The 14474-nt window shown below is 62.6% G+C and carries 12 protein-coding genes; 7 read left to right on the plus strand and 5 right to left on the minus strand.

What is annotated here, in order from left to right:
- Positions 1 to 137 precede the first annotated feature (137 nt).
- A complete protein-coding gene (gene mdoH, locus NDB2M4_RS09240) occupies positions 138 to 2081 on the minus strand; it encodes a glucans biosynthesis glucosyltransferase MdoH (protein WP_244536113.1) in 1944 nt (647 codons plus the stop codon).
- Entirely contained in the window at positions 2078 to 3559 is a 1482-nt protein-coding gene (locus NDB2M4_RS09245; protein ID WP_244536114.1) for an OpgD/OpgG family glucan biosynthesis protein, read from the minus strand. Before NDB2M4_RS09245 ends, mdoH begins: the two co-directional genes overlap by 4 nt.
- 925 nt (positions 3560 to 4484) lie before the next feature.
- On the opposite strand from NDB2M4_RS09245, the gene NDB2M4_RS09250 reads away from it, so the two are divergent.
- The 7 genes from NDB2M4_RS09250 (at position 4485) to NDB2M4_RS09280 (ending at position 12522) form a co-directional block, all read left to right on the plus strand.
- A complete protein-coding gene (locus NDB2M4_RS09250; RefSeq protein ID WP_072373696.1) occupies positions 4485 to 5723 on the plus strand; it encodes a porin in 1239 nt (412 codons plus the stop codon).
- A 743-nt stretch (positions 5724 to 6466) separates the two neighbouring features.
- Positions 6467 to 7924: a porin family protein gene (locus NDB2M4_RS09255; protein WP_072374946.1), complete on the plus strand. Its 1458-nt coding sequence runs from the start codon at positions 6467 to 6469 to the stop codon at positions 7922 to 7924.
- A 203-nt stretch (positions 7925 to 8127) separates the two neighbouring features.
- Entirely contained in the window at positions 8128 to 8847 is a 720-nt protein-coding gene (locus NDB2M4_RS09260) for a hypothetical protein (protein WP_072373698.1), read from the plus strand.
- Between the two features lie 106 nt (positions 8848 to 8953).
- Positions 8954 to 10132, plus strand: coding sequence for a vWA domain-containing protein (locus NDB2M4_RS09265; protein WP_072373701.1), 1179 nt, complete (start codon positions 8954 to 8956; stop codon positions 10130 to 10132).
- Positions 10133 to 10231: 99 nt separating this feature from the next.
- Positions 10232 to 10768, plus strand: coding sequence for a hypothetical protein (locus NDB2M4_RS09270; RefSeq protein WP_244536115.1), 537 nt, complete (start codon positions 10232 to 10234; stop codon positions 10766 to 10768).
- A gap of 18 nt (positions 10769 to 10786) precedes the next feature.
- Positions 10787 to 11146: a hypothetical protein gene (locus tag NDB2M4_RS09275; RefSeq protein ID WP_072373704.1), complete on the plus strand. Its 360-nt coding sequence runs from the start codon at positions 10787 to 10789 to the stop codon at positions 11144 to 11146.
- An 83-nt stretch (positions 11147 to 11229) separates the two neighbouring features.
- A complete protein-coding gene (locus NDB2M4_RS09280) occupies positions 11230 to 12522 on the plus strand; it encodes a GNAT family N-acetyltransferase (protein WP_072373707.1) in 1293 nt (430 codons plus the stop codon).
- Here NDB2M4_RS09280 and NDB2M4_RS09285 read toward each other — a convergent pair.
- The 3 genes from NDB2M4_RS09285 to NDB2M4_RS09295 all read right to left on the minus strand — a co-directional run bounded on the left by NDB2M4_RS09285 (position 12515) and on the right by NDB2M4_RS09295 (position 14447).
- Positions 12515 to 13567 carry an NAD(P)/FAD-dependent oxidoreductase gene (locus tag NDB2M4_RS09285; RefSeq protein ID WP_072373710.1) on the minus strand — a complete coding sequence of 351 codons (1053 nt, stop codon included), beginning with the start codon at positions 13565 to 13567 and terminating at the stop codon, positions 12515 to 12517. The genes NDB2M4_RS09280 and NDB2M4_RS09285 overlap by 8 nt on opposite strands.
- Positions 13568 to 13587: 20 nt before the next feature.
- The gene (locus tag NDB2M4_RS09290; protein ID WP_072373713.1) at positions 13588 to 13908 is read right to left on the minus strand and encodes a 2Fe-2S iron-sulfur cluster-binding protein; all 321 of its coding nucleotides are present in this window, start codon (positions 13906 to 13908) and stop codon (positions 13588 to 13590) included.
- 155 nt (positions 13909 to 14063) lie between these two features.
- On the minus strand, positions 14064 to 14447 hold the full coding sequence (locus NDB2M4_RS09295; protein WP_072373716.1) for an Hpt domain-containing protein: 384 nt from the start codon (positions 14445 to 14447) through the stop codon (positions 14064 to 14066).
- Positions 14448 to 14474: the final 27 nt, after the last annotated feature.

The following is a 14474-nucleotide window of genomic DNA, read 5'->3' on the forward strand; positions in this document are numbered from 1 at the left end:
GCCCCGGCGCGAGCGCCCCGATCGTCCGAGCGTCTACCAGCGAGGACGTGAATCGGCGGCGCAAAAATGCACGGCCATCGCCTCGTGAGACGTCGACGTCAGGCGAGCTCGCCGACGCTTGTGTCAGCTACGAAAAATCAAGCCGCCCTGATTTCCACCACGTTGCTTGCTTCAAGCGAGCGCATTGCGATGTGGTCAGCCCACTCGCCAGACGCCTTGCGCGCACTCTCGACGATCGCCGGCGGCGTGCGACCATCGCGGGTCGACAGCAGCAAACGCAGTGGCCGGGCTGCCGGACGCGACGTCAGCCAGCTCAGCGGCGCGGCCAGCACCAGGCCGATGATCACCGGCGCCATCCAGGCAAGGACCAAGGCCGACGCCTCATAGCAGGCAAAGCCCATCACCACGCCGATCAGCATGTGCCAGCGATGATAGCGCACCGCATCCGAGAAGGTGATGCCGGCACCGTCGCGGCTCTGCGCACGCCAACCGGAATCGATGCCGAACAACACCTGAAACACCGCCGCCGTCTGCGTCACCATCAGGATCGGCGACAGCAGGATGGAGAACAGCGTCTCCGTGACGACACCCATAACCGCCCGCGCCGAGCCGTAGGTCTCACGCGCCTGATGCACGCGCTTCAGTTCGAGCGCGAGGCCCAGGAATTTCGGCATCAGCACGATCAGCATCGTGGCGAAGAACAACCGCAGCGCCGCGCCCGGGTCCGTCACCGGCCACACGGGGAACAGCGTCTTCTCGTCGATGAAGTAGCTCGGGATCATCTGCTGGCCCTGCAAGGCCAGCACGATGCCGACCACCAGCGACGAAGCCCACACCAGCGACATCAGATAGGATGTAGCACCCATCAAAAGGTGCAGTCGGCCCATCGTCGTGATGTTCGAGGTGAACACGATGCCGAGGTGCTGCAGGTTGCCCTGCGCCCAGCGCCGGTCGCGCGCCACCACGTCGGGAAGCGTCGGCGGCTGGCCTTCATACGAGCCCTCGACCGTCGGCACCATGTGCACGCCCCAGTCGGCACGCGCCAAAAGCACCGCTTCGACGAAGTCATGGCTCTGGATGTCTCCACCGAACGGCGCCTTGCCCGGCAACGACGGCAAGCCTGCCGCCGAAGCAAAGGCAATCGTGCGAATGATGGCGTTGTGGCCCCAGTAGTTGCCCTGGTCGCGATGCCAGAAGGCAAGACCCGCAGCAACCAGTGGCCCATAAACATTCGACGCGAACTGCGTGAGGTACTGCAGCAGCGTCGTAGCGCCGGTCAGCCGAGGCACAGTCTGGATGAGACCCGCCGTCTGGTCGCGTTGCATCGCCAGCGCAAGCCGCACCAGCGTCGTCCCAGACATGACGCTGTCGCCGTCGAGAATAACGAAGTGCTCGTATGCGCCGCCGAAGCGCCGTACCCAATCCTTGATGTTGCCAGCCTTGCGCGCATGGTTCTCACGCCGCCGGCGATAATAAACAGGAATGATATCCTTCAGCCGGTGACGCAGCGCACGGTAAGCGCTCTCTTCGGCAGCGCCGTCACGCTCATCACGGGTATCGGACAATATAAAGACATCGAACGCTGCGGCGCTGTCCATCGACTGCAGCTCGAGCGCAATCGCCTGCACCGTGCCGGCAATGCGCGCCGGATCCTCGTGATAGACGGGGAACAGCAACGCCGTACGCGTGCTCAGCGGAGAGCCGGGCTGCGGCAGATCGATGGTGTCGGCCTTCTCGCCTCCGAACAGGGGAATGAAGCCCAGCGCCGCGTTCAGCGAGCCAAGCGCGATCCACCCGAATGCGATGGTCGAGAGAATGAGGAACAGGAACTGCAGCGGCGTCGCCTGCTCAACCGCCAGCACGCCATAGAGCTCGATGGCAAACGCCGCCGTAAGCAATGCAGCACCGGTGAAGACCGCAGCGCGGGGCATCCAGTAGCCCGGCCGGCGGCGCGGCTTCGCACCGCGCGCCTTGAAGTCCTGATCAGGCATGTCGAGCGGCAACTCCGCGGGCAGCAGCTCGGGGCTGCTCGCGTCGGGAATGCGACCGATTTTCTGGCCGGCCACAGTGATGTCGCTCATGACCTTGTCCATCGATAGAGCCAGGTCTCGGAGATCTGCTGATCACCAAGCTTCAAAGCCAAACGAAGTTCGCAAAGATCGGTTCCGCCCGGATCGAGCTCGAAGCTCACGCGGACACCGTTCGCTTCCGGATTCTCGTGCACCGCGATGTCGGACACCGTGCCCGGGTTCGAGGTGACCACAGCAACCGGCAACTGACGCACCGGCGTCACCGCCGGTCCTGTGAAGTCGACAACGAATTTCGTAGTGCCGTCGCGCTTGCCGCGTCCGACACGAGTCGCCGCCGTCGAAGCGCCCGCCCAACCGATCGGCAGCGTCTCCGTCCAATACATGCGATAGGCGAACGAATAAGGCGCACCTGCTGCCGGGCCGGTTGCCGGCTTCCAGTACGCGGCGATGTTGTCGTGGATCTCGACCGTGGTCGGAATCTCGATCAGCTCGACATAGCCCGAACCCCACGTGCCCTTCGGCTCGATCCAAAGACTGGGGCGCTTCTCGTAGCGCGCTTCCAGGTCTTCATAGGAATGGAACGAGCGCGCCCGCTGGCACAGTCCAAAGCCCTTCACGTTCTTGTCGAGGAACGCGCTGATCTGCAGCGTGCGCGGATTGGTGAGCGGGCGCCAGATGCACTCGCTGTTGCCATTGAAGATGGCCAGTCCGTCGCTGTCGTGGACAGCCGGGCGGAAATCGTCATCGATGCGATGATGACCGGGACCGTGCAGGTACATGCTGGTAAGCGGCCCTAAGCCGACATGGGTGAGCGCACGACGGGGATAGAGTGTCGCCTCCACTTCCACAGTGGTGGCTTCGCCGGGCTCGACAACAAATCGGTACGCACCCGTTGTCGACACGCTATCGAGAAGTGCGTGAATAACGATTGAACGGGAACCCTGTGCAGGCTTCTCGACCCAGAAAGCTCGAAAAAGCGGAAATTCCTCGCCACCGGCCCGCGCTGTGTTGATCGCGAGACCGCGCGCCGACAACCCATAGAGCTGCCCGCGGCCCACCGCACGAAAATAGCTGGCGCCCTGGAAGACGATGTACTCGTCGTAATAATCCGGGCGATTGATCGGACCGTGCACGCGGAAACCGGAGAAGCCATACGGCGCGCCGGGCCCCGCATCCTTGATGAGCGGTCCGATCGAAAACAGGTTTCCGTCCGCCTTGAGACGCTTCGCCGAAGCGCCGTCGACCAGCCAGATCTCCACCGGCGTATTATAGAGCCAGCCCACCGGCAGCAGCTGCAGCTCGAAATCGATCTTGTCGCCGCGCCAGATTGCCTGATCCGTACGGAAGCGCACGTCGCGGAACTGATCGTAGGACAGCTGCTTGAACGAGTCGGGCAGCGTCAGCTCGGGAGGAACGAAGTCGCTCTCCGAAAGCTGCTGCGCAAGGTTCTGCACAAGCATCGGATTGAAAGCGGTTGCCGCATCCGTCACCGGTTCGGCAAGCGCACGGGCGACCATGTCCGTTCGCATGCCTAATCCCAGCATCGCGAAGGCACCCGCCGTCATCAGGACCGATCGCCGGTCCAACCGCGTCGCATCCATTTATCTTCTTCTGCTTTCCGTGCCGTTTGGGCGCCCCTCGTCGGCGTTGGATACGCGCACTTGACATGCTCCTCTGCCGAAACCTCGCCCCAAGAACATCACTCCTTGGCGCGAGCCTTCTTTGCAGCGGATTAACAGCCCTGTACGAGGTTTCCTTCCGACAGTCTTTCGACCGGCGCGCCGCCCCGCATGACAATCATGCTTCGTCCCCCGGAGGCGAGCGTCTCGATCGATTGGCGCCGCGTATTGCGCTGCAACAGAATAATGTAGCCCCGTGATTTGGGCAAGCGAATGACAGTTAAAGGAAGAATATAAGATTGAGGCTCGGGTGCGTTGCCGCAGCCACCCGCCGCTGCCGGGCGCCTCATCAAAGGCGCACCTATTCATTTGAAGAGCCGACAACGCGCCATACTCTCCTATTATAGAACCTTCAGGGCTCGCGGCGCTCAGCCGGACCAACGTAAGGCAAGTTACCGACCCAACCCGAACGGCGATTTCGACCCCGACGCCAGCGGCCGAACCCGAGAACGGCCCGCACCCAACCTGTCCACTTTGGGGATAAACGACACCCTAGAGCACGGCGAAAAATGGGAAATTGCGTGGGGACACAGACGTTTGTGGCCAAAATGCGTAACGTGGCCATCGAGACACAAGCCCTCTGGATTCCGCGGGATTGGGCACCCCGCCTGTTTCCTGGGCAATCAATCTCTGCTTAATCTTTCTCCCCGAGCGGTGATTCGGTCTCGCGACCGCCGCGGTGAGAATGAATAAGAGGTTGCGTCGAGTTTCGTAGGGAGTAGGCGGCACTTGTGCGTGGCGTCGCCGGATAAAGTAAGCAGACGGGAGTAGGTCAATGAAAAAGTATAGTTTGGGTGCCCTCGTGGCAGCAGGCCTGCTGGCTGGCGGTCTTTCCGCTGGTAGCGCCTCGGCCGCGGATTTGGGGGGCAACTGCTGCGCCGATCTTGAGGAGCGCATTGCAGAGCTTGAGGCCACCACCGCTCGCAAGGGCAACCGCAAGGTCTCTCTGACGATTTCGGGCTGGGTCGCCCAGCAGGTCGTCGGTTGGGATGACGGCTACGAGTCGAACGTCTACGTCGGCGACATCGGCGGCACGCTGTCCTCGCACTTCAAGTTCACCGGCCAGGCCACGATCTCTCCGGGCTGGTATGCCGGTTACGTCCTCCACATCGAGGCTCGCAACAAGAACTCGCTCGGCATCAGCCAGGATTGGTCGAAGGACCCGTCCGGTACGGATGGCATCGGCCTCCTGCAGTCGTTCTGGTTCATCAAGAGCGACAATCTCGGCAAGGTCAGCGTCGGTCTTCAGTCGCAGGCTTCCGACAACACCGCCATCCTCGTTGACGGTTCGGGCTCGCTCGTTCCCGCCAACTGGGTCGCGTTCGACTACAACAGCTTCTACATCCGTCAGTCGAACGGCACTCTGACGGGCACCAAGTGGGGCTCCACGGGTGGCTGCGTCGGCGGCGGCGCTCTCGGCGACTGCAACGGCTGGACGCAGAACGTCGTTCGTTACGACTCGCCGACCTTCGGTGGCTTCTCCGTGTCGGCCTCTTGGGGCGAAGACGACATGTGGGACGTCGCCGCTCGCTACGCGGGTGAGCACGCCGGCTTCAAGTTCGCCGCTGCTGCTGCCTACAACGAGAACAGCAGCGAGAACTGGCTCCCGGCCGCTCGTATCGGTGACACCTTCCAGTACTTCCAGGTCGGTGCCTACCTCGAGCACGTTCCGACTGGCCTGTTCGTCTACGGCGCTTACGGCAACTCTCAGTATGACCTCGCCACCGGCGACTCCGACACGTACTACGTGAAGGCTGGTCTGCGTGAGCGTTGGACCCCGCTGGGCCACACGGTTCTCTACGGCGAGTACGAGAACAACGAGGCAAGCGGCGCCTTCGCGAACATCGGCTCCGACACCGAGTTCAACCTCTGGGGTCTGGGTGTTGTCCAGGAGATCGACGCTGCTGCTATGTCGCTCTGGGTGTCCTACCGTCACCTCGACTACAGCAACGACACGGCTACCAGCTACGAAGACTTCCAGTACATCAAGGCTGGCGCGCTCATCAACTTCTGATCTGAGCACCACGTCCTACATAAGATAGCGGAAGCCGCCCCTCGGGGCGGCTTCTTGCTTTTGAGCCCCGGCAGACCCGTTTAGCAAAATGGCGGGCGCCCTCGAGCTGCCGCTCTGGAACCAGCATTCTTGCGGCGCGAAGCCCAAGCCTCCCGTTCTGGAAGCTGTCTTCATTATTGCGCCGCAGCGCGGCTGCCGCGCCAACCTGCCTCCAGGGCCAGGCCAGAAGTCTGCCCCACCGACACCAGCGCCGCTCGCTCCCAAAGCGAACAATGCGCCGGTGGCTAGCCCCCAGCTTGGCTTATCCACAGACCATCCCCAGCGAAAATCCGCCCCGAAGCAGGCCGGACTTGCTCGCGCCTAGCGAAACCTGATGCTGGCAAACCGGTGCTGGGATTCTTGTTTGTGGCGCCCACTCACCGCCGAACGGTAAGCCGTTGCGTTGCAGGACCCTTTCAATGGCCTTCGCAACTCACCGCGCCCAACTTCCGGCCTCTACACGAAGCCTCTTACGAACCCGTTACCGTAATGACTCTCGTTGCCCCTTCGCCACACTCGTGGATTCGTCACCACCAATTCGCCACTGCCTAATTGTTGCACTCCGGCGAATCACAGCAGTGTCCCCCCTGGCACGCAGCGATACCTGAGGGAAATCGCACTGCGCATTGCTAAGGCGGTTTCTTGTCTCGCGTAGAACCAGTTCAGCGTCCGCCATCAGCTGAGATGAAGACGGGAGACTAATGATGAATAAATTCAGCCTTAGCGCCCTGGTGGCAGCGGGCCTGCTGGCGGGCGGTCTCTCCGCCGGCAGCGCGTCTGCAGCCGACCTTGGGGGCAACTGCTGCGCCGATCTCGAAGAGCGCATTGCCGAGCTCGAAGCAACGACAGCCCGTAAGGGCAACCGGAAGGTTTCGCTGACCATTTCCGGTTGGGTCGGCGAGCAGGTCATGTGGTGGGATGACGGCGGTGAGCAGAACGTCTACGTGACGGGCCTCGGCTCCACGCTTGCTTCGCACTTCAAGTTCACCGGTCAGGCCACGATCTCTCCAGGCTGGTCTGCTGGTTACGTGATCCACGTCGAAGCGATGGACAGCGACTCGCTCACCATCAACCAGTACTCGCAGCACAATCCGTCGGCGCTCCAGCCGAACAACCTTTCGTCGGGTGCCTACTCGGTTCAGCTCCTCCAGTCCTACTGGTTCTTGAAGAGCGACCATCTCGGCAAGATCGGCGTCGGTCTCCAGTCGTCCGCTTCGGATAACGCTGCAATCCTCGTTGACGGTTCGGGCTCGCTCGTTCCTGCCAACTGGGTGATGTTCGACTACAACGGCTTTGCTCTCCGCAACAGCACCAGCGGCGCTCTGACCCAGTTCAACTGGCAGCAGTTCGGTGGCTTCTGCTACGGCGGTGGCGGTGCAGGCGGTGACTGCTTCGGCGCTCCGCGTGACTCGGTCCGTTACGACTCTCCAACCTTCGCCGGGTTCTCGTTCTCGGCCGCTTGGGGCGAAGACGACTTCTGGGACGTCGCGGCTCGCTACTCGGGTGAATTCAACGGCTTCAAGCTTGCTGCTGCCGCTGCCTACACCCAGTTCAGCCAGGACTTCTTCACGGAGCCGGGCATCACCAACACGGGCGTCGCGATCAACGACGTCGGCAACATCGCCGCCATCGTTCCGACTAGCGCCCAGTATGACAACCGTTGGGTCGATTACTTCCAGCTCGGTGCTTACGTCGAGCACGTGCCGACCGGCCTCTGGCTGTATGGCGCCTACGGTCACATCGACCCGAACGGCGTAACCGCGGCCACGGTCATCACGGATGCTGACGGCAACATCACCAACACGTTCGCTGGCGGCCTCAACCGTGCATCGGGCGACACCTACTACATCAAGGGTGGTCTGCGTGAGCGTTGGACGCCACTGGGTCATACGGTTCTCTACGGCGAGTACGAGAAGTTCTCGAACTCTAACCCGGATACCTTCGTTGACCTCGGCATCTCTGCCAGCACGCAGCTCTGGGGTCTTGGTGTGGTTCAGGAAATCGACGCTGCTGCGATGTCTCTGTGGCTCTCCTACCGCCACGTCAGCGCCGACATCTCCGGCGTTGGCTGCACCAACGGCAACGCGGCTCTCGTTGGCCTCGGTGGCTGCTCGGTTGAAGACTTCGACTACATCAAGGGCGGCGCTCTGATCAACTTCTGATCGCCTCTCTTCTATCTCTCTCAGTTACTTGAACCGCCCTGGCTCGCCAGGGCGGTTTTTTTATCTGCGTACGCGATCCATGCAGCTCTGCATCACTTTTGCTCTCTGCACAGGGATTGCTGCGGATCACCACCCGAGCGCTGAAGCGACTCAGTTCGCGTGTTAGCCACGAATGAAATGACCGTCGAAGGTAGACGCGCTTCGTGATCTTGCATCGAACCAGCGATACGCCGCGGCATACGCGAGCAGCGGCCGTCGCCGCCGCAGCGATGTGTAGTCTGCTTGCCGGCTGCGCGTACAGCGGCGCCGGCCCCATCGAAGTCCACTACCAGAAATACAAGGCACGCATGCCAGAGGGCGATCGCGTGTTCGTTTGCAGCGCATACGGCTGTCGCACCCAAACACCTTTCAAGTTCACACCGGCTGACATCGCCGAGGTTGCCAAACTGATGGCTCCAGGCACCGCATCACCAGCCGCCGAGCGCGAAGCGACCAAGAAGGCAATCGCCTGGATGGGTCACCGCGCCGACACCGCGGTTGGCACCGCTGGCGACCGGCCAGGGGACGACATGGCGGGCAACGGCGACCCAGGCCAGATGGACTGCGTCGATGTCGCCACCAACCTCACCAGCTACATGCTGATCATGGAACGCCACAAATTGTTCCGCCATCACGCGGTCGGCTCCATGTACGTCAAGGAGGACATCCGCCGTGGCTGGAGCGGCTGGACGCACTACGCCGGCATTCTTGTCGAGAACAAATCCAAGCAGAAATTCGCCGTCGACGGCTGGCTGCTGGCTAGCGGCAAGCCGCCCGAGATCGTCGAGGTCGAGCGCTGGTATATCGACGATAACGACCTGCTCTTTGGCGGCGGCGGGGGCGCCAGCTCCATGAAGCCTGTCGCCAGCAACGCCGGCAAATAGCGGCAACCCGTCACGCGGCACGCGCCCGGCAGGGACCGCCAGTTGGCACACTGGCGCGCGTTTCCTATGCTGCCCGCCACCACGAGCCACGCGGGACCCCAGAAAAATGTTCGTCAGGTTCTTTCACGCTCTGAAGCAGGCCGGCTTGCCCGTGTCGCTGAAGGAATACCTGATGCTGCTCGAAGGGCTCGAAGCCGGCGTCACTCAGCGCAACATCGACGACTTTTACTTCCTCTCGCGCGCCTGCCTCGTGAAGGACGAGCGCAACCTCGATCGCTTCGACCGCGTGTTCGGCGAAGTCTTCAAAGGTATCGTAACACTCCCCGAAGGTGTGGAGCAGGCGGAGATCCCCGAGGAGTGGCTGCGCCTCATCTCCGAGCCTCACCTCTCCGATGAAGACAAGAAGCGCATCGAAGAGCTCGGCGGCTGGGAGAAGATTATGGAGACGCTGAAGAAGCGTCTCGAAGAACAGAAAGAGCACCACTCCGGCGGCAACAAGTGGATCGGCACCGGAGGCACGTCGCCGTACGGCGCCTACGGCTACAACCCTGCCGGCATTCGCATCGGCCAGAAGGAAAGCCGACACCGCCGCGCCATCAAAGTCTGGGACAAGCGCGAGTTCAAAGACCTCGACGACAAGGTCGAGATTGGCACGCGCAACATCAAAGTTGCTCTGCGCCGCCTGCGTTCCTTCGCGCGCACCGGCGCCGCCGAGGAATTGGATCTCAGCGGAACCATCCGCGGCACCGCCGAAAAGGGCTACCTCGACATCCGCATGCTGCCCGAGCGCCGCAATGCGGTGAAGGTGCTGATGTTCTTCGACGTCGGCGGATCGATGGACTGGCACATCAAAGGCGTCGAGGAGTTGTTCTCCGCCGCACGCACAGAGTTCAAGCATCTCGAATACTACTACTTCCACAACTGCATCTATGAGGCGCTGTGGAAGAGCAACGCGCGGCGCCGCACCGACATCACGCCTACCTGGGACGTGCTCCACACCTACCCCGCGGACTACAAGGTGGTGTTTGTCGGCGATGCCTCGATGAGCCCATACGAGCTGTCCCACGCGGGCGGTGCGGTCGAGCACATGAACCCCGAACCTGGCGCCCTCTGGCTGCGCCGCGTCATCGAGACCTGGCCCCACGCCGTCTGGCTCAATCCCGTGCCCGAACATCAGTGGGGCTATACGCAATCAATTGCCATGATCAGGGACATAATGCAGGGCAGGATGTACCCGCTCACCCTCGAAGGCCTCGACCGGGCGACTGCGGAACTGATGCGTTAACAAGCGGGCAAAGTTGCCTAGACCGCTCGAAAACATTGGGGGAAGCGCGATTGACGGCACGGCAATTGGCGCTAAGGTCCGCGCGGATGGATGGGCCGCATGCACGCAAATGAGGGGCACGTCATGAAGGCCGCAAGCTCGCTTTTGCTGGCTCTTGCGACACTCGCGCTGGCAGGCTGCGGCACGAGCGGCAGCGAGCTGCTGTCCACCGGCTCCCTGCTGGGCGAGAGCAAGCCCGCGGCCCCCACAAACGACGGCCCCGCCCGCGCCTTCCAGGTCGGTACGGTCTCAGCCCGCGCCATCAAATGCGGCTTCAATTTCGATCCCGCCAAACTGAAGACCAACTACCTGAACTTCGAGCGCCAGCAGCCCGTCACACAGGACGTCGCCAAGCTGGAGCACATGTACGACGTCTCGTTCAACGCCGTCGCCAAGGCTGTTGCCGCCGAAGGCGAGTACTGCACGGACGCCAAGACTCGCACCATCAAGGCCGATCTCGGGCGCCATCTCGCGGGCGACTACACGCCATCCGCTCCCCCGCCGCAGCAGGATGACGGCCTGTTCTCAGGCTGGGGCAGCTCCAGCTCGACCACCGGCTACAAGTCCAAGAACCCGATGGACAACAGCACCGACTGAGCAGCGGAGCGCGCCTGAGTGCAACAGCTCCTGTGGCTTGAAACCCTGTTGAAGTTCTCGGTCGGCATTTTCCTCGCCACACTTCCGTTGACCACGCTGCGCCTGTTGGGCCTTCCGCGGCCCGACACCGGTTTCTGGCCGCGCGTCTGCGGCGCACTGCTCATCGGCATTGCCGGCGCCTTGTTCCTGGAAGGCACATCCGCAGGTCATGGATTGGGCCTCGCCGGCGTGGTCATCATTAACCTTTGCGGCACCGCGCTGCTCGCCACGCTGCTCGTCCTCGATCGCGGACCGGCCTCTTTCCGCGGCCGCGTGGCCGTTTGGCTCACCGTTTGCGCTCTCGTTACCTTGAGCATCACAGAGATCGCAGTGCTCTGAGCTCATTAACGATTGGCTGGCACGGTGCTTGCTCACTTAGCGGGTGCAACCGCATTCTCAACGCCAACGTGCCGGGATCATCCATGAGTTCGCGATCCGCTGCATTGCGCAGCAATGGCGTCGAGTCGTTCGAAGCCTACCCGGCCAAGCAGCCGGCCGCGGCCTGCACCACCGGCGTGGACACGCCGGCCGCGGCCTGCACCACCGGCGTGGACACGCCGGACGCCGGCGTCGAAGTATCGATCATCTCAACCAAGTCCGACTTTGCTGCGCTCGAAGCTGACTGGAACGCTCTCTTTGAGCGCGCCGCCCAAGGCTCGCACGCATTCCAGAGCTTCGACTGGTGCGCGCACTGGTGCGATCACTACCTCGACGGCAGCTCCATCGCCCAGCGCCTCGCCATCGTCACCGCGCGATCAAATGGCCGTCTCGTGTTTGTCTGGCCGCTCGTCGTCGAACGCCTGACCGCCGGCATCACTGCGCTGACGACCCTCGGCGACCCCGTCAGCCAATACAGCGACGCCGTGATCGAGACCTCGCCTGATGCACAGCGTTGGCTGCAACAGGCTTGGCAAACGGTCCGCGCGAGTTTGCGCCCCGACCTTCTCTGGATGCCGCGCGTGCGCGAGGACGCAGCGCTCACGCCGTTGCTCAAGAGCATTGGTGCAATCCCGACGCAGCGGCTGGAGGCTCCCTATATCGATCTGCGCGCCATCGAAGAGCCCGAAGCATTCATGCAGCGCTTCTCGGCCCACGCGCGCAAGAAATTCCGCGCCGCCACGCGACGGCTGGGTAGCACCGGCCCCGTAGTCCACGAGACCCTCGATGGTGGGGCCGCAGCAGGCGTCGTCGCGCCCGCAGTCATCGACATGAAGCGGCGTCAGCTGATCGAGCGCGCGCTCCCATCGCCCGCCTTTGCTGACAACAAATTGGATTCCTTCTTCGCCGACGTCGCACGCGCCAGCAATAGGCCGGCCGCAACACGCGTGTTCACCCTCCGCGCCGGCGAGGAACTCGCTGCAGCCAACATCGTAGTCGCCTGTAAGGATCGAATGCTCGGTCACGTGTTCGCCTTCGACGCCCGCTTTGCGAAGGAAAACGTCGGCACGCTTCTGCTGCATGAGATGGTGAAGCAGGCTGTGACTATGGGCTGCGCGACGTTCGATCTCCTCGCGCCCGCCGATGAATATAAGCTCCGCTGCGCCGACGGGACACACGCAGTAACGAGCTGGGCCCTGCCGCTATCGGCAAAGGGCGCAGTGTTCACGCACGCCTATCTGCGATTTGCCCGCCCGTCGCTCAAGCGCGCGATAGAGGCGCTGCCGCAGCGCCTCCGCCATAGCCTCGTGCGCTGGTACTACAGGCGCGCTAGCTGACGCCCAGCTTCTTCTGCAGGCTGGACGACGAGGTGGTGTACTGGAACATCATCTTTTTGCCGGGATAGACGTATCTCGCGGCCTGCTGCGCCATCAGCGCAACCTCGTGGAAGCCGGAAAGAATGAGCTTCAGCTTGCCCGGATAAGTGTTGATGTCGCCGACCGCGAAAATGCCCTTCTCGCTGGTCTCGAACTTCTCCGTGTCGACAGGAATGAGGTTCTCGTGAAGCGCAAGGCCCCAGTTCGCAACGGGGCCGAGTTTCATCGTCAGACCGAAGAACGGCAGCATCACATCGACGTCGATCCGCTCTTCGCCATCCTTCGTCTTGATGATCGCGCCTTCGAGCTTATCGCCGCTTCCCTGCAACGCGCTAACCTGACCGATCATCAGCCGCACGTCCCCCGTCTCGACCAGCTCGCGCATCTTCGAGACAGAGTGCGGAGCGGCGCGGAAATCATCGCGCCGATGCAGCAGCGTCAGACTCTTGGCGATCGGCTGCAGATTGAGCGTCCAGTCGAGCGCAGAATCACCGCCGCCGACAATCAGCACCGCCTTGTCCCGCAGCGCTTCCATGCGCCGCACCGAGTAGAGCACCGAGCTGCCTTCGAAGGCTTCGATGCCCTCGAGCGGCGGACGCTTCGGCGTGAACGACCCGCCGCCGGCCGCAATGACGACCACCTTCGCGATGAACTCCGTGCCCGCGTCCGTCTTCAGCCGGAAGCGCTCATCGGCAAGCCGCTCCAGAACATCGACCCGCTCGCCGAAGTGGAATGTTGGCCCGAACGGCTGGATCTGCTGCATCAGCCGGTCGACAAGTTCCTGCCCGCTCACCGAAGGCAGCGCCGGAATGTCGTAGATCGGTTTTTCCGGATAGAGCTCGGCGCACTGCCCGCCGGGCTTGTCGAGAATGTCTACGACGTGCGCCTTCACATCGAGCAGACCTAGCTCGAACACGGCGAAAAGGCCGACCGGCCCCGCGCCAACGATGACGGCATCCGTCTCGATCGGCCCCGTTGGCTCGACCACGTTTCCATCCAGGCTCATCTCGGACCCCTCTTAAGGTCTCAGAACTGCTTCGCCGGCACGCGCACGACAAGTCCGTCGAGATCTGGCGTCAGCTTGATCTGGCAGCTCAGTCGGCTGGATTCGCGAACGTCGAAGGCGAAATCCAGCATGTCCTCCTCCATCTGCGAAGGAGTTCCGGTCTTCTCGCGCCATGCATCATCCACATAGACGTGGCACGTTGCGCAGGCGCATGCACCGCCGCACTCGGCATCTATGCCGGGCACGTCGTTCAATTTTGCCGATTCCATGAGCGTAACGCCCGGTTCCGCCTCGACCACCTGCTCGGCTCCGTCGGGCTGGATGAAAGTGATCTTTACCATTGTTGTGGCGTGAAACTCCGAATGGCGCCCCCGGCATCGTTAGAGCCGGGCGAGAATCCGCCTGGGCGGCGGTTAATTTGACCGCACCAATAGTCGGCAAGGCTGCTGAATTCAAGCGTGCGACAGTCGCGGCCGCCCCCGACGAAGGTCAGAGATCAGGCCGAGGGCGCAAGAGAGGCAATGTATTCCTGCACTGCGTCCGCAGCCGCCTCCAACCGCTCGATGACATGCCCGCGCGCGGCAGCGTCCGGCATAGGACGAAGACGCTCCGCATTCTCGGCGATGGTGGCGAGCGACCAGGCGCCAACGGCTCGGGCCGACCCCTTGAGCGTGTGTGCGGCGATCCCCCAGGCCTTCTCGGTGTCGGCCTCTTTCAGCGCGGCTATGGTGATCGGCAGCTGACCCGAGAACAGGCCAAGGATTTCCAGCTCTAGCGCCTCGTCTCCCATGGTGAAGCGCCTCAGGTGCGCCAGGTCCACGGGAGCATCCGCGCGGTTCGGCGCAAAGTCGGAGCTGAACGCGGTCGCTGAATTGACCATTGTTTTCGCCTAAACGGCTTCCCTGCC

Origin of the sequence: Hyphomicrobium sp. NDB2Meth4, assembly GCF_900117445.1 — a bacterium.
Classification (GTDB): Bacteria; Pseudomonadota; Alphaproteobacteria; order Rhizobiales; family Hyphomicrobiaceae; genus Hyphomicrobium_A.